Source organism: Salmonella sp. SJTUF14076 (assembly GCF_015534835.1).
In the GTDB taxonomy this organism is placed as follows: Bacteria; Pseudomonadota; Gammaproteobacteria; order Enterobacterales; family Enterobacteriaceae; genus Salmonella; species Salmonella enterica.
In genome coordinates this window covers 3,147,018-3,167,236 of sequence record NZ_CP064674.1, presented here as the reverse complement: position 1 = coordinate 3,167,236, position 20,219 = coordinate 3,147,018, and the positions used below count along the sequence as shown (strand labels likewise).

Below are 20,219 nucleotides of genomic sequence, written 5' to 3'. Positions count from 1 at the left end.
TATTGGGGCATGCGTGTGACCCTTTCTAACGGGGTTCACTCTCGGAGTCTTCATGCGATGAGCAAGGAGTCATGATGTTAGATATAGTCGAACTGTCGCGCTTACAGTTTGCCTTGACCGCGATGTACCACTTCCTGTTTGTGCCGCTAACGCTCGGTATGGCGTTCCTGCTGGCCATTATGGAAACGGTATACGTCCTTTCCGGCAAACAGATTTATAAAGATATGACCAAGTTCTGGGGCAAGTTGTTTGGTATCAACTTTGCTCTGGGTGTGGCTACCGGTTTGACCATGGAGTTCCAGTTCGGGACAAACTGGTCGTACTACTCCCACTATGTTGGGGACATCTTCGGTGCGCCGCTGGCCATCGAAGGTTTGATGGCCTTCTTCCTCGAATCCACCTTTGTAGGTCTGTTCTTCTTCGGCTGGGATCGTCTGAGTAAAGTTCAGCATATGTGCGTCACCTGGCTGGTGGCTCTGGGGTCCAACCTCTCCGCGTTGTGGATTCTGGTAGCGAACGGCTGGATGCAAAACCCAATCGCTGCGGATTTCAATTTCGAAACCATGCGTATGGAAATGGTGAGCTTCTCTGAACTGGTACTGAACCCGGTAGCACAGGTGAAATTTGTTCACACTGTGGCGTCCGGCTATGTCACCGGCGCGATGTTCATCCTCGGTATCAGCGCTTACTACATGCTGAAAGGTCGTGACTTCGCCTTTGCTAAACGCTCCTTTGCTATTGCCGCCAGCTTCGGTATGGCTGCCGTACTGTCCGTTATCGTACTCGGTGACGAATCCGGTTACGAAATGGGCGACGTGCAGAAAACCAAGCTCGCTGCGATTGAAGCAGAATGGGAAACGCAACCTGCTCCGGCCTCCTTTACCCTGTTCGGCATTCCTGACCAGGACAAACAGGAAAACCATCTGGCGATTCAGATCCCTTATGCGCTCGGCATTATCGCTACGCGTTCCGTGGACACGCCGGTTATTGGCCTGAAAGATCTCATGGTTCAGCATGAAGAGCGTATCCGTAACGGGATGAAAGCCTATGAACTGCTGGAGCAGCTGCGCGCCGGTTCTACCGACCAGGCCGTTCGCGACCAGTTTAACAGCATGAAGAAAGATCTCGGTTACGGCCTGCTGCTGAAACGCTATACGCCTAATGTGACTGACGCGACCGAAGCGCAGATCCAGCAAGCGACGAAAGATTCTATTCCTCGCGTTGCGCCGCTGTACTTCGCTTTCCGTATCATGGTGGCGTGCGGCTTCCTGCTGCTGGCAATTATCGCACTTTCCTTCTGGAGCGTGATTCGTAACCGCATCGGTGAGAAAAAATGGCTGTTGCGCGCGGCGCTGTACGGTATTCCACTGCCGTGGATTGCGGTTGAAGCAGGTTGGTTCGTCGCCGAGTATGGTCGTCAGCCGTGGGCGATCGGCGAAGTGTTGCCGACAGCCGTGGCGAACTCATCGCTGACCGTGGGCGATCTGCTGTTCTCCATGTTCCTGATTTGCGGCCTGTATACCCTGTTCCTGGTGGCAGAATTGTTCCTGATGTTCAAATTTGCACGCCTTGGCCCAAGCAGCCTGAAAACCGGTCGCTATCACTTTGAGCAGTCCACTGTGACTTCTCAGCCGGCACGCTAAGACAGGAGTCGTCAAATGATCGATTATGAAGTACTACGTTTTATCTGGTGGCTGCTGGTTGGCATTTTGCTAATTGGTTTCGCTGTCACCGATGGGTTCGACATGGGGGTGGGGATGCTCACCCGTTTCCTCGGTCGTAACGACACCGAACGTCGAATTATGATTAACTCTATCGCCCCGCACTGGGACGGTAACCAGGTGTGGTTGATCACCGCGGGCGGTGCGTTGTTTGCTGCCTGGCCGATGGTTTACGCCGCGGCGTTCTCCGGTTTCTATGTAGCGATGATCCTGGTGCTGGCGTCTTTGTTCTTCCGTCCGGTCGGTTTTGATTACCGTTCCAAGATTGAAGACCCGCGCTGGCGCAACATGTGGGACTGGGGCGTGTTCATCGGTAGCTTTGTGCCGCCGCTGGTGATTGGCGTGGCCTTTGGCAACCTGTTGCAGGGCGTACCGTTCCACGTGGATGAGTATCTGCGTCTGTACTACACCGGTAACTTCTTCCAGTTGCTGAACCCGTTTGGTCTGCTGGCGGGTATCGTAAGCGTAGGGATGATCATCACGCAGGGGGCGACTTACCTGCAAATGCGCACCGTTGGCGAACTGCACCTGCGCGCGCGCGCCACCTCGCAGATTGCGGCGCTGGTGACATTAGTGTGCTTTGCGCTGGCGGGCGTTTGGGTAATGTATGGTATTGATGGTTATGTCGTGACATCCGCGATTGACCATCATGCCGCCTCTAACCCGCTGACTAAAGAAGTGGCGCGTGAAGCTGGCGCCTGGCTGGTGAACTTTAATAATGCTCCGATCCTGTGGTTGGTTCCGGCTCTGGGCGTGGTTCTGCCGCTGCTGACTATCCTGACTTCCCGTATGGAGAAAGGCGCGTGGGCATTCCTGTTCTCTTCGCTGACCCTGGCCTGCATTATTCTGACGGCGGGTATCGCTATGTTCCCATTTGTGATGCCGTCCAGCACGATGATGAATGCTAGCCTGACCATGTGGGATGCGACATCCAGCCAGATGACGCTGAACCTGATGACCTGGGTTGCGGCGGTGTTCGTACCGATCATTCTGATCTACACCAGCTGGTGTTACTGGAAAATGTTCGGTCGTATCACTAAAGAACATATTGAAAGCAACACCCACTCTCTGTACTAAGTAAGGAGCTTAAAATGTGGTATTTCGCATGGATTCTGGGAACGCTTCTTGCCTGTGCATTCGGGATCATTACCGCCCTGGCGCTTGAGCACGTTGAAGCGGGTAAAACCGGTCAAGAAGAAAGCTAATGATTCATATTGTCGCTATGCAATATACAAAATCATTTAAGTTGCATCGCGGCGGCAAGGCTGCGAATCCCCAGGAGCTTACATCAGTAAGTGACTGGGGTAACAAATCTGTCAGGAACAGATTTGAACGCTGCTTGCAGCGGCCCTGTAAGGGGGAGGCCCAGGGATGGGCCGACTAACAGCCGCAGCCAACAAAGAGGCAGCTTAGAGGATGAAGTATATTTATGCGGTAATGGACAAGCGCCCCTTAAGGGCGCTTTCCTTCGTGATGGCGATAGTGCTGGCAGGATGTATGTTCTGGGACCCGTCACGGTTTGCCGCCAGGACCAGCACGCTTGAAATCTGGCACGGATTATTGCTGATGTGGGCGGTTTGCGCAGGCATAATCCACGGTGTGGGTTTTCGCCCTGAATCCGTACACTGGCAAGGGATTTTCTGTCCGCTCCTTGCGGATATCGTCCTTATCGTCGGCCTGATTTTCTTCTTCTTGTGAATAAGAAACCTCCTTAAAAATATAGGGGCTTGCATAAGCCCATATATTTTTACTCTCCCTTAACTTCCCCCCATTCCCAAGCCTCATTCCCACGCGTATAGTAGCAACGTTTAAAAGCTCTACTTTTGTTGCATTACCGGGATGTAAAGTGAATACAAGGCGATATACAACGGCATTCTTGAGGCATTACGGCGGCAAGCGGATGACGCCAACAAAGAGGCTGCAGGGATGAATAAGTATATGTTTCGATGGCCAATTCGAGTTTATTACGAAGACACGGACGCCGGCGGTGTGGTTTATCACGCCAGCTATGTCGCTTTTTATGAAAGAGCGCGCACGGAGATGCTGCGTCACCATCACTTCAGCCAACAGGTGCTGCTGGCGGAGCGGGTCGCCTTTGTGGTGCGCAAGATGACGCTGGAATACTATGCGCCTGCGCGGCTCGACGATATGCTTGAAGTTCAAACAGAAATTACGTCAATGCGTGGCACCGCTTTGGTTTTCACGCAACGCATTGTCAACGCAGAGAACACGCTGCTAAATGAAGCAGAGGTTCTGATTGTTTGCGTTGATCCACTCAAAATGAAGCCTCGTGCGCTTCCTAAGTCTATTGTCGCGGAGTTTAAGCAGTGACTGACATGAATATCCTTGATTTGTTCCTGAAGGCAAGCCTTCTGGTTAAACTTATCATGTTGATTTTGATTGGTTTTTCAATAGCATCCTGGGCCATCATTATCCAGCGAACGCGTATTCTGAACGCCGCTGCGCGTGAGGCGGAAGCGTTTGAAGATAAATTCTGGTCCGGAATCGAACTATCGCGTCTGTACCAGGAAAGCCAGGGGAGACGCGATAGTCTGTCGGGCTCGGAGCAAATCTTTTATAGCGGGTTCAAAGAGTTTGTCCGGCTCCATCGCGCCAACAGCCATGCGCCGGAGGCAGTGGTAGAGGGGGCGTCGCGTGCGATGCGCATCTCCATGAACCGAGAGCTGGAAACGCTGGAAACGCATATCCCGTTTCTTGGCACGGTAGGCTCAATCAGTCCTTATATCGGTCTGTTTGGCACCGTATGGGGGATTATGCATGCGTTTATCGCCCTGGGCGCGGTGAAACAGGCGACTCTGCAAATGGTTGCGCCGGGTATTGCCGAAGCATTGATTGCCACGGCGATTGGTCTGTTTGCCGCCATCCCTGCGGTTATGGCTTACAACCGACTGAATCAGCGCGTGAACAAGCTGGAACTGAATTACGACAACTTTATGGAAGAGTTCACCGCGATTCTGCACCGCCAGGCGTTTACCGTAAGCGAAAGCAACAAGGGGTAAGCCATGGCCAGAACGCGTGGACGAGGTCGTCGCGAACTTAAGTCCGAAATCAATATCGTACCGCTACTCGACGTACTGTTGGTGCTGCTGCTGATCTTTATGGCAACCGCGCCGATCATTACCCAGAGCGTGGAAGTCGACTTGCCCGAGGCGAATCAGTCGCAGGCGGTCAGTAGTAACGACGATCCACCGGTCATTATTGAGGTTTCCGGAGTAGGGCAATACAGCGTAGTGGTTGATAAAGATCGAATGGATCAACTGCCGTCTGAACAGGTGATCGCAGAAGTAAAGCGTCATCTGCAGGCTAATCCGAAAACAGTCTTTTTAATCGGCGGCGCGAAAGAGGTGCCGTACGATGAAATAATTAAAGCGCTGAACTTGTTACACAGCGCGGGCGTAAAATCGGTTGGCTTAATGACGCAGCCAATCTGAAGTCTGCGTCCCGTTGGCTTGAAAGACGGCGAGTAACAGGCGAACAGTTTTTTGGGAACCGAGAGTGTCAAAGGCAACCGAACAAAACGACAAGCTCAAACGGGCGATAATTATTTCAGCCGTGCTGCATATCATCTTATTTGCAGTGCTGATCTGGAGTTCGTTTGATGAGCATATAGAGGCTTCTGCCGGCGGCGGCGGCGGTTCCGCTATCGATGCGGTGATGGTCGATCCTGGCGCCGTTGTGCAGCAGTACAACCGTCAGCAGGATCAACAGGCCAGCGCCAGACGCGCGGAAGAAGAGCGTAAAAAGCTGCAACAGCAGCAAGCAGAGGAGCTGCAGCAGAAGCAGGCTGCCGAACAGGAGCGGTTGAAACAACTTGAGAAAGAACGTTTAGCGGCTCAGGAGCAGCAAAAGCAGGCTGAAGAAGCTGCAAAACTGGCGCAACAGCAGCAGCAACAGGCCGAAGAAGCGGCGAAAGCGGCGGCGGACGCGAAGAAGAAAGCGGAGGCCGAGGCGGCGAAAGCGGCGGCGGACGCGAAGAAGAAAGCGGAAGCCGAGGCGGTAAAAGCGGCAGCGGACGCGAAGAAGAAAGCGGAAGCCGAAGCGGCGAAAGCGGCGGCGGACGCGAAGAAGAAAGCAGAGGCCGAAGCGGCGAAAGCGGCAGCGGAGGCGAAGAAGAAAGCGGAAGCCGAAGCGGCGAAAGCGGCGGCGGAGGCGAAGAAGAAAGCGGATGCTGAGGCGGCGAAAGCGGCGGCGGAGGCGAAGAAGAAAGCGGATGCCGCGGCGGCGAAAGCAGCGGCGGACGCTAAGAAGAAAGCGGCTGCCGAAAAAGCGGCCGCCGCAGAAGGCGTCGACGATCTGCTTGGCGATCTCAGCTCGGGTAAGAATGCGCCGAAAACCGGCGGCGGCGCGAAAGGGAATGGTCAGCCATCGAAAGATAGCGGTACATCGGGCGCTAACGGTGGGGCGACAGGCGCTGATATCAGCGCCTACGCGAAACAGATTCAGGTCGCCATTCAGAGCCGTCTGTATGATGCGAGCCTGTATCAGGGCAAACAATGTGTCTTGCATATTAGCCTGGCGCCGGATGGCTCATTAAAAAGCATTACGTCTGAGGGCGGCGATCCGGCGCTTTGTCAGGCGGCGTTAATGGCGGCAAAAACCGCGAAAATTCCTAAACCGCCAAGCCAGGCTGTTTATGAGAAAATAAAGGATGCCAAACTAGACTTTAAACTGTAGATACTTTTCTTTATGGAAGTTAGAGCAGTTGAGTTGTTACTGGTCCTGGTGGTTTTGTGTATTTGAGTTTGTTAACATTCTGCTAAATTATCGTGGGTCGCAGGCCCAGGTATGGGAGATATGATGAAGCAGGCATTACGAGTAGCATTTGGTTTTCTGATGCTGTGGGCGGCGGTGCTGCACGCAGAAGTCCGTATCGAGATCACCCAGGGGGTGGACTCGGCGCGACCGATTGGCGTTGTGCCTTTTAAATGGGCCGGACCGGGCGCTGCGCCTGAAGATATCGGTGGCATCGTGGCGGCAGATTTACGCAATAGCGGTAAATTTAATCCGCTAGACCGGTCCCGACTGCCGCAGCAGCCAGCCACCGCTCAGGAAGTTCAGCCTACCGCATGGTCTGCGCTGGGTATTGATGCCGTCGTCGTTGGGCAGGTAACGCCGAATCCGGACGGTTCCTACAATGTTGCTTATCAGCTGGTTGACACTGGCGGCGCGCCGGGGACTGTACTGGCGCAAAATTCTTATAAAGTGAACAAGCAGTGGCTGCGTTATGCAGGTCATACCGCCAGTGACGAAGTCTTTGAAAAACTGACGGGCATTAAGGGCGCGTTCCGTACTCGTATCGCCTATGTGGTACAGACTAATGGCGGTCAGTTCCCGTATGAACTGCGTGTGTCGGATTACGATGGTTACAATCAGTTTGTGGTGCACCGTTCTCCGCAGCCGTTGATGTCTCCGGCGTGGTCTCCGGACGGCTCAAAACTGGCTTACGTGACATTTGAAAGCGGTCGCTCCGCGCTGGTTATCCAGACGCTGGCAAACGGCGCAGTGCGTCAGGTTGCGTCCTTCCCGCGTCACAACGGCGCGCCGGCCTTCTCGCCGGATGGGACGAAACTGGCGTTCGCGTTATCGAAAACCGGAAGTCTGAACCTGTACGTTATGGATCTTGCTTCCGGCCAGATTCGTCAGATAACGGACGGGCGTAGCAACAATACGGAGCCGACCTGGTTCCCGGACAGCCAGACTCTGGCCTTTACCTCTGACCAGGCTGGACGTCCGCAAGTGTATAAAATGAACATTAACGGCGGTGCGGCGCAGCGTATTACCTGGGAAGGTTCGCAAAACCAGGATGCGGATGTCAGCAGCGACGGTAAATTTATGGTAATGGTAAGCTCAAATAACGGGCAGCAGCACATTGCCAAACAAGATCTGGTGACGGGTGGCGTACAGGTTCTGTCGTCAACGTTCCTGGATGAAACGCCAAGTCTGGCACCTAACGGCACGATGGTAATCTACAGCTCTTCTCAGGGGATGGGATCTGTGCTGAATTTGGTTTCTACAGATGGGCGTTTCAAAGCGCGTCTTCCGGCAACTGATGGTCAGGTGAAATCGCCTGCCTGGTCGCCGTATCTGTGATAATAATTAATTGATTACTAAAGGAATTAAAGAAATGCAACTGAACAAAGTGCTGAAGGGCCTGATGATTGCCCTGCCTGTTATGGCAATCGCGGCATGTTCTTCCAACAAGAACGCCAGCAATGACGGTAGCGAAGGCGGTATGCTGAACGGCGCCGGCACTGGTATGGACGCTAACGGCAACGGCAACATGTCATCTGAAGAGCAAGCGCGTCTGCAGATGCAGCAGCTGCAGCAGAACAACATCGTTTACTTCGATCTCGACAAGTACGATATCCGTTCTGACTTCGCGGCAATGCTGGATGCGCACGCTAACTTCCTGCGTAGCAACCCGTCTTACAAAGTCACCGTAGAAGGTCACGCGGACGAACGCGGTACTCCGGAGTACAACATCTCCCTGGGTGAGCGTCGTGCTAACGCCGTTAAAATGTACCTGCAGGGTAAAGGCGTTTCCGCTGACCAGATCTCCATCGTTTCTTACGGTAAAGAAAAACCTGCCGTACTGGGCCACGACGAAGCGGCTTACGCTAAGAACCGTCGCGCTGTACTGGTTTACTAAGAGAATTGCATGAGCAGTAACTTCAGACATCACCTGTTGAGTCTGTCGTTACTGGTTGGCATAGCGGCCCCCTGGGCCGCTTTTGCTCAGGCGCCAATCAGTAGTGTCGGCTCAGGCTCGGTCGAAGACCGCGTCACTCAACTTGAGCGTATCTCTAACGCTCACAGCCAGCTTTTAACCCAACTTCAGCAGCAGCTCTCCGATAATCAGTCCGATATCGATTCTTTGCGCGGCCAAATCCAGGAAAATCAGTATCAACTGAATCAGGTGATGGAGCGCCAGAAGCAAATTATGCTGCAGCTGGGGAGCTTAAATAATGGCGGCGCAGCGCAGCCAGCAGCTGGTGACCAGAGCGGGGCGGCAACCACTGCGACCCCCGCCCCGGATGCCGGTACGGCAACCTCAGGGGCGCCGGTACAAAGTGGCGATGCGAATACCGATTACAATGCGGCAATTGCGCTGGTGCAGGATAAGTCTCGCCAGGATGATGCGATTGTGGCGTTTCAGAACTTCATCAAGAAATACCCTGATTCTACTTATCAGCCGAACGCCAATTATTGGCTGGGCCAGTTGAATTACAACAAGGGTAAAAAAGATGATGCCGCCTATTATTTCGCCTCGGTAGTAAAAAACTATCCTAAGTCGCCGAAGGCTGCGGACGCGATGTACAAAGTTGGCGTTATCATGCAGGACAAAGGTGATACGGCAAAAGCGAAAGCGGTTTATCAGCAGGTGATTAACAAATATCCTGGCACTGATGGCGCGAAACAGGCGCAGAAGCGTCTTAACGCGATGTAATGCGTACCATGCGACCAGAAAACGCCTTTTTTCTGGTCGCGTCGTGCGATTCCTAAGCAGTTGAGCCCCCTGCGTCGAAATTTTTGTTGCGCTCAAATCTGAAATCAGTAATATATGCCGCCGTTGCCACGGGATATTAAACAACTCGAAAGCAACGCAAAAGTGGGTCGTTAGCTCAGTTGGTAGAGCAGTTGACTTTTAATCAATTGGTCGCAGGTTCGAATCCTGCACGACCCACCAATCGTTCGGTGGAAACGAGAATAAAACGTGAAGGATAACGTTGCGTCAGCAACGACCCGTAGGGCGAGGCGAAGCCGAGTCATCCTGAACAACCCACCACTAACTTCGGTTAGTCAGTAATATCCAGCGTAGTATCGGGTGATTAGCTCAGCTGGGAGAGCACCTCCCTTACAAGGAGGGGGTCGGCGGTTCGATCCCGTCATCACCCACCACTCGGGTCGTTAGCTCAGTTGGTAGAGCAGTTGACTTTTAATCAATTGGTCGCAGGTTCGAATCCTGCACGACCCACCAATTTAACATCAAACTCAGATGTTGAACGTGAAGGATAACGTTGCGTCAGCAACCTGTAGGGCGAGGCGAAGCCGAGTCATCCTGCACGACCCACCATCTTTAGATGGTCCGAGTAAAATCTTTCAGGCAGCACCCGTATGGGTCGTTAGCTCAGTTGGTAGAGCAGTTGACTTTTAATCAATTGGTCGCAGGTTCGAATCCTGCACGACCCACCAATATACAAGGTGGTAACTGGTAGAGAACGTGAAGGATAACGTTGCTTTAGCAACGGCCCGAAGGGCGAGGCGAAGCCGAGTCATCCTGCACGACCCACCATCCTGAATGATTGAAGCAGTAATCCTTATCCAAGGGGTCGTTAGCTCAGTTGGTAGAGCAGTTGACTTTTAATCAATTGGTCGCAGGTTCGAATCCTGCACGACCCACCAATGTAAAAAAGCGCCCTAAAGGCGCTTTTTTGCTATCTGCGATTTATAAGATTCGAACCTGCCGCAGGTCCGGGTCTCACGCAGTGAGACAACGGAGCCGTTTACGGCGACGGCCCGAAGGGCGAGCGAAGCGAGTCATCCTGCACGACCCACCAGTGTAAAAGAGGGCGCTGGCGGCGCCTTTTTGCTATCTGCAATATGGAAGATTCGAACCTGTCGCAGGTTCGGGTCTTGCCTGATGCGCTGCGCTTATCAGGCCTACAGACGGCACCGCTCACGTAGGCCAGATAAGACATTACGCCGCCATCAGATACGGGGCTACGTAATTATTGTGACTTTCCTTATTGAATCAGCTATCTTGTTTAGCATATAAAACAAATTAACCGATTGTGGCGTTTATTACGCTTTCATTCGGTTGTTTCGTTAAGTAAGTAAAACGAGAAGCCACGATGAGCGTAATGTTTGACCCACAAGCCGCAATCTACCCGTTCCCGCCGAAACCAACGCCGTTGAACGACGACGAAAAGCAATTTTATCGTGAGAAAATCAAGCGGTTGCTCAAAGAGCGCAATGCCGTCATGGTGGCGCACTACTACACCGATCCGGAAATTCAACAGTTAGCAGAAGAAACCGGCGGCTGTATTTCCGACTCACTGGAAATGGCCCGTTTCGGCGCGAAGCACGCCGCATCCACGCTGCTGGTAGCGGGCGTACGGTTTATGGGGGAAACCGCCAAAATCCTCAGCCCGGAAAAGACCATTCTTATGCCTACCCTGGCGGCGGAATGTTCGCTGGATTTAGGCTGCCCAATAGACGAATTTAGCGCTTTTTGTGATGCGCACCCTGACAGAACCGTAGTGGTCTATGCTAACACCTCGGCTGCTGTTAAAGCGCGTGCGGACTGGGTTGTGACCTCCAGTATCGCCGTAGAACTGATTGAGCATCTGGATAGTTTGGGGGAAAAAATTATCTGGGCGCCGGACAGACACCTGGGGAATTACGTGCAAAAACAGACCGGGGCCGATGTACTGTGCTGGCAAGGAGCGTGTATCGTGCATGACGAGTTTAAAACTCAGGCGTTGACCCGTTTAAAAAAAATCTATCCCGATGCCGCTCTTCTGGTTCACCCTGAATCGCCGCAGTCCATTGTCGAGATGGCCGATGCGGTGGGCTCCACCAGTCAGCTTATTAAGGCGGCAAAAACGCTGCCGCACAGACAGCTTATCGTGGCGACCGATCGCGGCATCTTCTACAAAATGCAGCAGGCGGTGCCTGAAAAAGAACTGCTTGAAGCGCCCACGGCTGGCGAGGGGGCGACCTGCCGTAGCTGCGCGCACTGTCCGTGGATGGCGATGAATGGCCTGAAAGCCATTGCTGAAGGGCTGGAGCAGGGAGGCGCGGCGCATGAAATACAGGTTGATGCGGCGCTACGCGAGGGCGCATTACTGCCGCTCAACCGGATGCTGGATTTTGCGGCTACACTTCGGGCGTAAAGACGGAAATCTTTGGGGGAGAGAATGGATTTTTTTAGTACGCACAACATACTGATTCATATTCCGATTGGCGCTGGCGGGTACGATCTCTCGTGGATCGAAGCGGTAGGAACCATCGCCGGCCTGCTCTGTATTTGGCTTGCCAGTCTGGAGAAGATCAGCAACTACTTTTTTGGACTGGTTAACGTCACCCTGTTTGCGATTATTTTCTTTCAGATCCAGCTTTATGCCAGCCTGTTGCTGCAACTCTTTTTCTTTGCCGCCAATATTTATGGCTGGTATGCGTGGTCGCGGCAAACAAAGGATAATCAAGCCGAGCTTAAAATCCGCTGGCTGCCGTTGCCAAAAGCAATGGCATGGCTGGCGATATGTGTGATAGCTATCGGTTTGATGACGCGATATATCGATCCCGTATTCGCCGTCCTGACGCGCGTGGCCGTCGCCATTATGCAGATGCTGGGGTTACAGGTGACAATGCCTGTACTGCAACCGGACGCTTTCCCGTTCTGGGACTCTTGCATGATGGTGCTGTCTATCGCGGCGATGATTCTGATGACACGCAAATATGTCGAAAACTGGCTCCTGTGGGTGGTAATCAACGTGATCAGTGTGGTGATTTTTGCTTTGCAGGGCGTCTATGCGATGTCGCTGGAATATCTGATCCTGACATTTATCGCCGTGAACGGTAGCCGCCTGTGGATAAACAGCGCGCGGGAGCGAGGATCGCGCGCGCTTTCCCGTTAATGGTGATGAACATGCCCGGATGGCGTCTGATTCAGATGACAGTCCGGGCCGTGACACACTTGATACTCCATCTGAATCGTAGCGTGCGCAATATGGTATTCGTGCATCAGGAAATCCTGGATACGTTCCAGCAGCGCATCATGGTCGTGTGGCGGAATGACCTGAGCGTGCAAAGTCATGACCGGTTTTTCGCCGACCATCCAGACATGCACATGGTGTACGTTGCGGACTTCGGGGATTTCCCGACTTAAATGGCGCTGTAAGGCATTAATATCCAGCGAAACCGGCGCGCCTTCCAGCAATTCGTTGACGCTATCTTTTAACAAACGCCAGGCGCTGCGTAACACCAGTACCGAAACCAGAATAGAGAGAATCGGGTCCGCTGGCGTCCAGCCCGTCCAGATAATGATCAACGCGGCGACTATTGCGCCGACGGAACCCAGCAAATCGCCCATCACATGTAGCGCGGCAGCGCGCACGTTCAGGTTTTTTTCATCGCTTCCCCGATGGAGTATCCAGAACGCAAACAGGTTCGCCAGCAGACCCGCGATCGCAATCACCATCATCAGATTGCCCGCCACCGGACGTGGCGTGTAAAAGCGCTCTATCGCTTCCCAGACAATGAGAAGGGTAATGACCACCAACGCAATGGCATTCACAAAGGCCGCCAGTGTGGTGAGTCTTAGCCAGCCAAAAGTGTGGCGAACAGTCGGGGGGCGACGGGAAAATTGAACCGCCAGCAGCGCAAAGAGAAGAGCCGCCGCGTCGGTGAGCATATGTCCCGCATCCGCCAACAACGCCAGAGAGCCGGAGAGTATCCCGCCCACCACCTCAAGGAGCATAAATCCGGCAGTGACGATAAAGGCGAAAAGCAGGCGACGAGCATTATTATCTTTCAGCAGGTGTGAATCGGCATGAGAGTGTGAGTGCGCCATAACGTCATTCCTTTGTTATTCTCATCAATACTGTAGACATCATACTGATTTTTCGCTGACAAAATAAAAAGGAGAGCGAAAGCTCTCCCGTTATCAGACTTTTTTCTGCATTACTGTGTGGTACCGTCGGTTTTGGTATTCACGTCATTATTGACGCCATTACCGGTTTCCACTTTTTTATTAATATCCGGGCAGCGACCGTCTTTACACATGGTATTTTTATGCTCTTCATCCTTGGTCATTCCGTCATGATTCATGGTTGAACCGTCTGGATGCTGCATCGTGCTGTTAGTATTGCCGTTGGTATTGATGTCGTTGTTATTCACATCATTCGGCGCCACATTCTGGCGGGCGTCCGGGGCAACCTGACCGGCATTTGCCGCCGAGTTCGCCTGGCCATTACTGGACTGCGCGTTAGATTCAGCAGCTAACGCTGCGCCGCTGGCAAGGCCGAGGGTAGCGGTGAGTAAAAGCGTAGTCAGTTTTGTCATTTTCATAAGATGCTCCTGTTATGGTGGATATGTCGGATAACCTCTTCCAACAGTGCACGTGTCAGTCAAATCCTCAAATAAGGGATAAAAAGCGTTCGCCGCCGCGGGTTAACGCAGCAGAGAATCTTGCAATAATTCATAAACAGAGTGGTTACAGTTAAAAAGTGTAGGTTAGATCCCATTTTTCGCTACATTTGTGCGTTTTTTTCCTGAATTCCAGGATTATTCCGTTCAAAGTGTAAAAGCCCGTTTACACTATTTAATTGAAGAGATAGATTGGAGGGATTGCATTCATTGGGATAAGTACGGCAACACTGGAATAAACATGAATTATCAGAACGACGATTTACGCATTAAAGAAATCAACGAGTTATTACCTCCGGTCGCGCTGCTGGAAAAGTTTCCCGCTACGGAAAATGCAGCGAATACCGTTGCTCACGCGCGCAAAGCCATCCATAAAATTCTCAAAGGCAATGACGATCGTCTGCTGGTGGTGATCGGTCCTTGTTCAATTCATGATCCGGCAGCGGCGAAAGAGTATGCCGCCCGTTTGCTGGCGCTACGTGATGAGCTTCAAGGTGAGCTTGAAATTGTCATGCGTGTCTATTTTGAGAAACCGCGTACCACCGTCGGCTGGAAAGGGCTGATTAACGATCCGCATATGGATAACAGCTTCCAGATTAACGACGGTCTGCGTATTGCGCGCAAACTGCTGCTGGATATTAACGATAGCGGCCTGCCTGCCGCCGGCGAATTCCTCGATATGATCACGCCGCAATATCTGGCCGATCTGATGAGCTGGGGCGCCATTGGCGCGCGGACTACTGAATCCCAGGTTCATCGCGAACTGGCGTCTGGCCTCTCTTGTCCGGTCGGTTTTAAAAATGGTACTGATGGCACGATTAAAGTCGCCATTGACGCCATCAACGCCGCCGGCGCGCCGCATTGCTTCCTCTCCGTCACTAAATGGGGTCATTCGGCGATTGTGAATACCAGCGGCAACGGCGACTGCCATATCATTCTGCGCGGCGGTAAAGCGCCAAACTATAGCGCGCAGCATGTTGCTGAGGTGAAAGAAGGCCTCACCAAAGCGGGACTGACGCCGCAGGTCATGATCGATTTCAGCCATGCCAACTCCTGTAAGCAATTTCAAAAGCAGATGGAGGTTTGCGCCGATGTCTGCCAGCAGATAGCGGGCGGTGAAAAAGCGATTATTGGCGTGATGGTAGAGAGTCATCTGGTAGAAGGAAACCAGAGTCTGGAAAGCGGTCAGCCGCTGACCTACGGTAAAAGCATTACTGACGCCTGTATTGGCTGGGAAGATACCGATGCGCTGCTTCGTCAGTTGTCGGCAGCGGTAAAAGCCCGTCGCGGCTAAGTTTATTTTCTATCCTGTGGTGAAGTGCAGGATAGAAAACATATCGGTCCGGTAACAGTCTACCGGACCGATATTGCCAATATTAATGTATTATTATTTGGCGTACTTAGGTACTTCCTGCTTCTGGAGGGTATTTCCTTCCGAATCAATTCCTACAATGACTCTATAGCGGTCAAAATATAACTTCTTAATGGATTCTGTTCCTAATTCTTCGTAGGCAACAATTTCTACTGATTTAACATGTTTTGTATTAATTGCAGACGCTCCTCCAATCCCGAGTAGCGAAACCCCACCGTATTTTTTACAAAGCTCAGCGACATAATCAGCACGATCGCCTTTGCCAAGAAACGCAGTTGCCCCTTGTTGAAACATCATTTCTACAAATGGGTCCATACGCGCGGCCGTTGTAGGACCGTTGGAGCCAATAGGTAAACCAGGTCTGGCAGGGCAGGGGCCAGCATAGTAAATCGTTTGGTTTTGAAAATCGACTGGTGATTTTTCTCCGTTACTAAGCGCTACTTCGATTTTTTTATGCGCGGCGTCACGGCAGGTGTAAGCAAATCCAGTGAGAAATAATATATCGCCGACCTTAAGAGTTTTCGCTTTCTCTTTAGTCAATGGTAATGTTAATTCCATCATAGCTTCTCCAGGTATTAAATGATTTCACTAGCGTGGCGGCTTGCATTACATTGGAAATTGATTGCGACTGGCAGTGCAGTGATATGGCAAGGATAGTAATCGACATGCACGCCTAACGCCGTAATACGCCCGCCCATACCTAAAGGGCCGATCCCTGTATTATTCACGGCCTCTAATAATTCAGCTTCGAGCTGGGCATAAAGTGGTTTAGCATTGAACTCACCAAGAGGGCGTAATAATGCTTTCTTCGCCATCCACGAACAGTGATCCATTGTACCGCCAACGCCGATACCAATAATATAAGGAGGGCATGGATTGCCTCCTACACGACGGACAGTTTCCAGAACAAAATCTTTTATACCATCAATACCATCGCCGGGAAGCAATGTTTTAAAAGTTCCCATATTTTCGCTACCGCCGCCCTTTGGCATAACGGTAATTGTCACTCGGTCACCATCAACAATTTCAGTATGTAAAATTGCAGGAGTATTATCATTAGTATTAATACGTTCTAATGGATCTGCAACCATGGATTTTCTTAAGTATCCATTTTCATAGCCCTGGCGAACACCCTGGTTCACCTGATCTTTAAGCGGCTTACCTTCCCAGCATACATGTTGTCCAATTTCCATTATAACGATACAAGTACCGGTATCATGGCAGCATGCAAGTTGTTCTTTTTTTGCATACTCTCCATTATCAATTAATATCTTAATGGTTTCCTTGCCGATCTTTGACTCTTCTTTATCATATGCTTTACGAAAAGAACACATGAGATTATCATCCAGTTCATAACAAGCTTTTTTTACAAGTTTTTCGATAACCGGAATGATAATTTCTGTATTTAATATACGACTCATACTCCCTCCAGTGCTATGTTGCATTGTTTTATCCATTGATCACATTTTCATGATATTCGTATTCATTGTAGGAAGGAAATATGTTATTTTTATTAAATGATAAATTTTATTTATAGTAGTGGAAAATAGATGGAAATTAGACAATTAGAATATTTTGTAAGCGCTTCTTTGTTAGGTAACTTAACCAGAGTTGCTGAGCGGCATTTTGTTTCTCAACCTAATATCACCATTGCTATTAAGAAGTTAGAGACTGAATTAGGGGTGACATTATTTGACAGAAAGAAAAATAAACTTGTCCTTACTGAGGAGGGCATGTTTTTCTTACAAAAAATTGAACCTATCCTTATTGCGTTAAAAAATAGCGTAGCGGAAATGAAAGATTATCGTAATGAAAATGGTGGCATAGTAACTTTGGGGATCCCACCGATGATAAGTTTGTTTCTTTTTTCACCGCTCTTCAAGCATTTCCGAGAGATTTATCCAGAGATGGAACTCTCTCTTGTTGAAGAGGGGACTTTTGGTTTACATGATAAACTTTCTGCTGGAGAGCTGGATCTTGCTATTGTTATTATTAATGACTGTCCAAAAGAATTAGTTACGGTACCATTAATGACTCAGCAGCACGTGGTATGTATGTCAGATAAACATCCCCTGGCAAAAAAGGATAGTATCGATTGGGAAGATCTACAATATGAGCCATTGATACTAATGAAAAAAGATTCCTGGCATAGAAAAACGATTATTGAAGAATGTACAAAGCGAGGAATTCATACACATATTTTTCTATCATCAAACAGGGTTCAAACCAACATAGATCTGGTTGCTAAAAATGAAGGAATTTCTTTCATTTTGGACGCTGTCGATCTTAAAGCCGAAAAAGTAATAACCAAGGCCATGACTGAGCCGACTTATGTTACGATTGGTTTGGCCTGGAAGAAAGATAAATATTTATCATATGCAACCAGAGCGTTAATTAAATTCATTGAGGATTATATTAAAGAACATTTTACAATTAAATAATTATATTTGTTCTTCAACAAAAATTTCCCATAGCTCTTCGGCATCTGGAGGCATTCTCTTGGCTGGTCTATAAAGTCTTATTTCTATGGGTACCCATAAATTGCTTTCTTTTTCCGCTGCAGTAACAATAGTTTTAGCCTCTATATCTTGCCTGGCAAGGCTTTGAGGTATCCAGGCAACACCATCGCCAGATCTGACCATTGCCAATAGTGTTGCTGCCAGATCGGCCACAAAGGCAACATTTATATTATGGGTAATTCTGTTAATAGACGCTGTATTTGCTATTATTCTTCCCAGACCTGATTGTGATGAAAAAGAAAGGTAAGGGAATTGAATCTTATTATTTATATTCCACAACGGTTTTAACGTTTCTGAGTCTGGTTTACTGAATGGAATTAATGTATCAAACCCAAGACGAATGCTCATAAAGTTATTTTTATTTAAATTTAGATGCATATGTGGGTGATGGTGACACAGCAAAAATTGTGAATCTCCCTGCCGCATCATTTTTTCGCACGCATTCAATGAGTCAGATAAAAGACGAAATGAACCAAATTTTGCAATTTTATCACTCTGTTTTAACAAATGCGGTACAAAAGAGAAAGACAAAGCATGCGTTGCTGAAAAAACAAGGCTAGGTTGTTTATTACCTGCAGCCTCAAGGGTATCACTTTTCAATGTGTACAAGGAGTGGATCAGTTCGGGAAGCTGGTCTGTAAATACTTCTCCGGCCTTGGTAAGGGTGACTCCCCGTTTACTTCTTTCAAAAAGGGGCGTCCCCACCCATTCTTCGAGAGATTGTATCCGACGACTAAATGCGGGTTGAGTCACATATCTTGAGGCAGACGCTTTTGAGAAATTCAACGTTTCTTTTAGAGCCAGACAGTCTTCGAGCCATGTTAGTTCGAGGTGATGCCGATATTGCATAAGCTGCAACCTTATTAGCATTGGATGAGTTTCATTTATATAAGTAGCATTATACACAGACAGATTTTAAGAGGAAATTATTTGATTAAACAGAAACAAAAGCAGTAAGAATATGTTATGCCTTTGTCGGGTAAGTGTTGTTATTTATGTGAGTGTATTCTTTCTCAATAGAAATTAATTAGATGTAATTTTAGTATAACATGTGATTTATGCTTGTTGCAGTTGTATTCATGACTGTAATGAGTTGTTTTTGTACCCTAATAATATAAGGACGTATACATGTCACCAGCGATTATTACTTTGTTGGTTTTAGTGGTTGCAATAATTATCTTTGTTAGCGATCGTCTTCCTATGGGATTAGTTGCATTTATGGTCCCAATGGCACTTTATTTTACCGGTGTTATCGATGCTAAGGATATTTTTGCTTCAATCGTAAATGCGAATGTTATTCTTATCGTCGCCATGTGTGTACTCGGTGCGGCATTTTTTAAAACAGGTTTGGCATGGCAATCAAGTAAAATTTTACTAAAATATGCTAAAACAGAAAGAAGCCTTAGTGTATTGATTTTTCTTATTGGTGGAGTTATGTCTGCCTTTGTTTCTAATAGCGGAACAGTTGCTGTGCTAATTCCTATTGTTTTAGGTATTGCCGCCAGTAGTCAGATTAAGCCTATTAAACTTCTTATGCCTCTGGTTTTTGGGGCAACAATCGGTGCTGACATTTCTATTATCGGTTCGCCAGGAAATCTGATTGCTAAAAATACTATTGAAACTTTTAGTAAGGGAAGTCTGTCGGTGCCATTTTTCGAATACGCTAAAATTGGTATTCCTTTGCTGATTGCATGCTCTATATTTCTCTATTTCTTCGGTTCAAAACTCATCGCAGATCGTGATGGAAATACACAATCTGATTCTCAAATGGATTATAGCCAAATTCCGGCCTGGCATAGAAGTTTAACTTTAGCCGTTTTTATTCTGTCTATCGCTGGAATGGTGGCAACTGATTATATTAAGTTTCTGCCTCCAATGCATATTATTGCATGTTGTGCGGCTATTATTCTTGTATTCGCTGGCGTTTTAACACAAAAGGAAACTTTTAATTCTTTTGAAACGCTAACTGTTTTCATGCTTGCGTTTATGATGCCTTTAGGTGCCGCGCTTAATTCTACTGGTGCTGGAGAAATGATTGCCAATGCCGTTATTTCAGTAACCGGAGATTCTGGCGTTATGATTATTATGGCGTCATTGTGGATACTTACATGGGCTTTGACTCAAGTTATGAGTAACACTGCAGCATGTACGTTGTTATGCCCGGTAGGATGGACTATCGCACAGTCTATTGGCGCAGACCCTCGTGCAGTTGTTATTGCTGTTTTTATTGCGAGTAGTGTTGCTGTTTGTACCCCAATGGCTATTCCAGCAAACTCAATGATTATTGGCCCGGGGAATGTTAAATTTAAAGATTTTTTAAAACCCGGATTGGCGATTAGTTTGGTTTGTTTTATCGTTAGTATGATTTTACTACCGATATTTTATCCCTTCTATTAATGCCTGATATTACTTTTCTATTTTAGATTATTAAATTTG

The 20,219-nt window shown here is 49.2% G+C and carries 21 protein-coding genes, 5 tRNA genes and 1 other RNA gene; 22 read left to right on the top strand and 5 right to left on the bottom strand.

Annotation, left to right across the window (positions count from 1 at the left end; all coding sequences use genetic code 11):
• The first annotated feature begins 74 nt into the window (after positions 1-74).
• From cydA to pnuC, 19 genes are all read left to right on the top strand, one after another.
• A complete protein-coding gene (gene cydA / locus HU143_RS15475; protein WP_000884369.1) occupies positions 75-1,643 on the top strand; it encodes a cytochrome ubiquinol oxidase subunit I in 1,569 nt (522 codons plus the stop codon).
• 15 nt (positions 1,644-1,658) lie between these two features.
• The gene (cydB, locus tag HU143_RS15470; protein ID WP_000568258.1) at positions 1,659-2,798 is read left to right on the top strand and encodes a cytochrome d ubiquinol oxidase subunit II; all 1,140 of its coding nucleotides are present in this window, start codon (positions 1,659-1,661) and stop codon (positions 2,796-2,798) included.
• 14 nt (positions 2,799-2,812) lie between these two features.
• Positions 2,813-2,926 (top strand): cytochrome bd-I oxidase subunit CydX, encoded by a 114-nt coding sequence (gene cydX / locus HU143_RS15465; RefSeq protein WP_000270278.1) that lies wholly within the window; start codon positions 2,813-2,815, stop codon positions 2,924-2,926.
• Between the two features lie 211 nt (positions 2,927-3,137).
• Positions 3,138-3,419: a cyd operon protein YbgE gene (gene ybgE, locus HU143_RS15460; protein WP_000875305.1), complete on the top strand. Its 282-nt coding sequence runs from the start codon at positions 3,138-3,140 to the stop codon at positions 3,417-3,419.
• A gap of 228 nt (positions 3,420-3,647) precedes the next feature.
• Complete coding sequence (ybgC, locus tag HU143_RS15455; RefSeq protein ID WP_001046240.1) at positions 3,648-4,052, top strand: tol-pal system-associated acyl-CoA thioesterase; 405 nt, start codon at positions 3,648-3,650, stop codon at positions 4,050-4,052.
• The gene (gene tolQ, locus HU143_RS15450; protein WP_000131318.1) at positions 4,049-4,741 is read left to right on the top strand and encodes a Tol-Pal system protein TolQ; all 693 of its coding nucleotides are present in this window, start codon (positions 4,049-4,051) and stop codon (positions 4,739-4,741) included. Before ybgC ends, tolQ begins: the two co-directional genes overlap by 4 nt.
• Before the next feature lie 3 nt (positions 4,742-4,744).
• On the top strand, positions 4,745-5,173 hold the full coding sequence (gene tolR, locus HU143_RS15445; protein WP_000124676.1) for a colicin uptake protein TolR: 429 nt from the start codon (positions 4,745-4,747) through the stop codon (positions 5,171-5,173).
• Between the two features lie 64 nt (positions 5,174-5,237).
• Positions 5,238-6,416: a cell envelope integrity protein TolA gene (tolA, locus tag HU143_RS15440; protein ID WP_000030589.1), complete on the top strand. Its 1,179-nt coding sequence runs from the start codon at positions 5,238-5,240 to the stop codon at positions 6,414-6,416.
• A 123-nt stretch (positions 6,417-6,539) separates the two neighbouring features.
• Complete coding sequence (gene tolB, locus HU143_RS15435; protein ID WP_001562341.1) at positions 6,540-7,832, top strand: Tol-Pal system beta propeller repeat protein TolB; 1,293 nt, start codon at positions 6,540-6,542, stop codon at positions 7,830-7,832.
• 34 nt (positions 7,833-7,866) lie between these two features.
• The gene (gene pal / locus HU143_RS15430; RefSeq protein WP_001176621.1) at positions 7,867-8,391 is read left to right on the top strand and encodes a peptidoglycan-associated lipoprotein Pal; all 525 of its coding nucleotides are present in this window, start codon (positions 7,867-7,869) and stop codon (positions 8,389-8,391) included.
• Between the two features lie 9 nt (positions 8,392-8,400).
• Positions 8,401-9,189: a cell division protein CpoB gene (gene cpoB / locus HU143_RS15425; protein WP_000097552.1), complete on the top strand. Its 789-nt coding sequence runs from the start codon at positions 8,401-8,403 to the stop codon at positions 9,187-9,189.
• A 164-nt stretch (positions 9,190-9,353) separates the two neighbouring features.
• A tRNA-Lys gene (locus tag HU143_RS15420) sits at positions 9,354-9,429 on the top strand.
• A 136-nt stretch (positions 9,430-9,565) separates the two neighbouring features.
• Positions 9,566-9,641: transfer RNA gene (locus tag HU143_RS15415), tRNA-Val, on the top strand.
• 3 nt (positions 9,642-9,644) lie between these two features.
• A tRNA-Lys gene (locus tag HU143_RS15410) sits at positions 9,645-9,720 on the top strand.
• Positions 9,721-9,859: 139 nt separating this feature from the next.
• Positions 9,860-9,935 (top strand) — tRNA-Lys (locus tag HU143_RS15405).
• A 134-nt stretch (positions 9,936-10,069) separates the two neighbouring features.
• Positions 10,070-10,145 (top strand) — tRNA-Lys (locus tag HU143_RS15400).
• 29 nt (positions 10,146-10,174) lie between these two features.
• Positions 10,175-10,300, top strand: a non-coding RNA gene (locus HU143_RS15395) — RtT sRNA.
• A 294-nt stretch (positions 10,301-10,594) separates the two neighbouring features.
• Entirely contained in the window at positions 10,595-11,638 is a 1,044-nt protein-coding gene (gene nadA / locus HU143_RS15390) for a quinolinate synthase NadA (protein WP_000115343.1), read from the top strand.
• Positions 11,639-11,662: 24 nt separating this feature from the next.
• The gene (gene pnuC / locus HU143_RS15385) at positions 11,663-12,382 is read left to right on the top strand and encodes a nicotinamide riboside transporter PnuC (protein WP_000345367.1); all 720 of its coding nucleotides are present in this window, start codon (positions 11,663-11,665) and stop codon (positions 12,380-12,382) included.
• On the opposite strand, the gene zitB is transcribed toward pnuC, so the two are convergent.
• Both zitB and HU143_RS15375 read right to left on the bottom strand, forming a co-directional pair.
• Entirely contained in the window at positions 12,379-13,317 is a 939-nt protein-coding gene (zitB, locus tag HU143_RS15380) for a CDF family zinc transporter ZitB (RefSeq protein WP_023227626.1), read from the bottom strand. The genes pnuC and zitB overlap by 4 nt on opposite strands.
• 110 nt (positions 13,318-13,427) lie before the next feature.
• On the bottom strand, positions 13,428-13,814 hold the full coding sequence (locus HU143_RS15375; protein WP_000784380.1) for a YbgS-like family protein: 387 nt from the start codon (positions 13,812-13,814) through the stop codon (positions 13,428-13,430).
• 319 nt (positions 13,815-14,133) lie between these two features.
• On the opposite strand from HU143_RS15375, the gene aroG reads away from it, so the two are divergent.
• Positions 14,134-15,186, top strand: coding sequence for a 3-deoxy-7-phosphoheptulonate synthase AroG (aroG, locus tag HU143_RS15370; RefSeq protein ID WP_001109234.1), 1,053 nt, complete (start codon positions 14,134-14,136; stop codon positions 15,184-15,186).
• Between the two features lie 93 nt (positions 15,187-15,279).
• Here aroG and HU143_RS15365 read toward each other — a convergent pair whose 3' ends face one another.
• Positions 15,280-15,825 (bottom strand): FumA C-terminus/TtdB family hydratase beta subunit, encoded by a 546-nt coding sequence (locus HU143_RS15365; protein ID WP_000970374.1) that lies wholly within the window; start codon positions 15,823-15,825, stop codon positions 15,280-15,282.
• A gap of 14 nt (positions 15,826-15,839) precedes the next feature.
• Positions 15,840-16,685, bottom strand: a complete 846-nt coding sequence (locus tag HU143_RS15360; protein ID WP_000086831.1) for a fumarate hydratase — start codon at positions 16,683-16,685, stop codon at positions 15,840-15,842.
• Between the two features lie 129 nt (positions 16,686-16,814).
• Between HU143_RS15360 and HU143_RS15355 the strand changes: the two genes are divergently transcribed.
• Positions 16,815-17,705, top strand: coding sequence for a LysR family transcriptional regulator (locus HU143_RS15355; protein WP_000405927.1), 891 nt, complete (start codon positions 16,815-16,817; stop codon positions 17,703-17,705).
• Here HU143_RS15355 and HU143_RS15350 read toward each other — a convergent pair whose 3' ends face one another.
• A complete protein-coding gene (locus tag HU143_RS15350) occupies positions 17,706-18,689 on the bottom strand; it encodes a LysR family transcriptional regulator (RefSeq protein WP_000282119.1) in 984 nt (327 codons plus the stop codon).
• A gap of 222 nt (positions 18,690-18,911) precedes the next feature.
• Between HU143_RS15350 and HU143_RS15345 the strand changes: the two genes are divergently transcribed.
• Complete coding sequence (locus HU143_RS15345; protein ID WP_023227625.1) at positions 18,912-20,180, top strand: SLC13 family permease; 1,269 nt, start codon at positions 18,912-18,914, stop codon at positions 20,178-20,180.
• Positions 20,181-20,219: the final 39 nt, after the last annotated feature.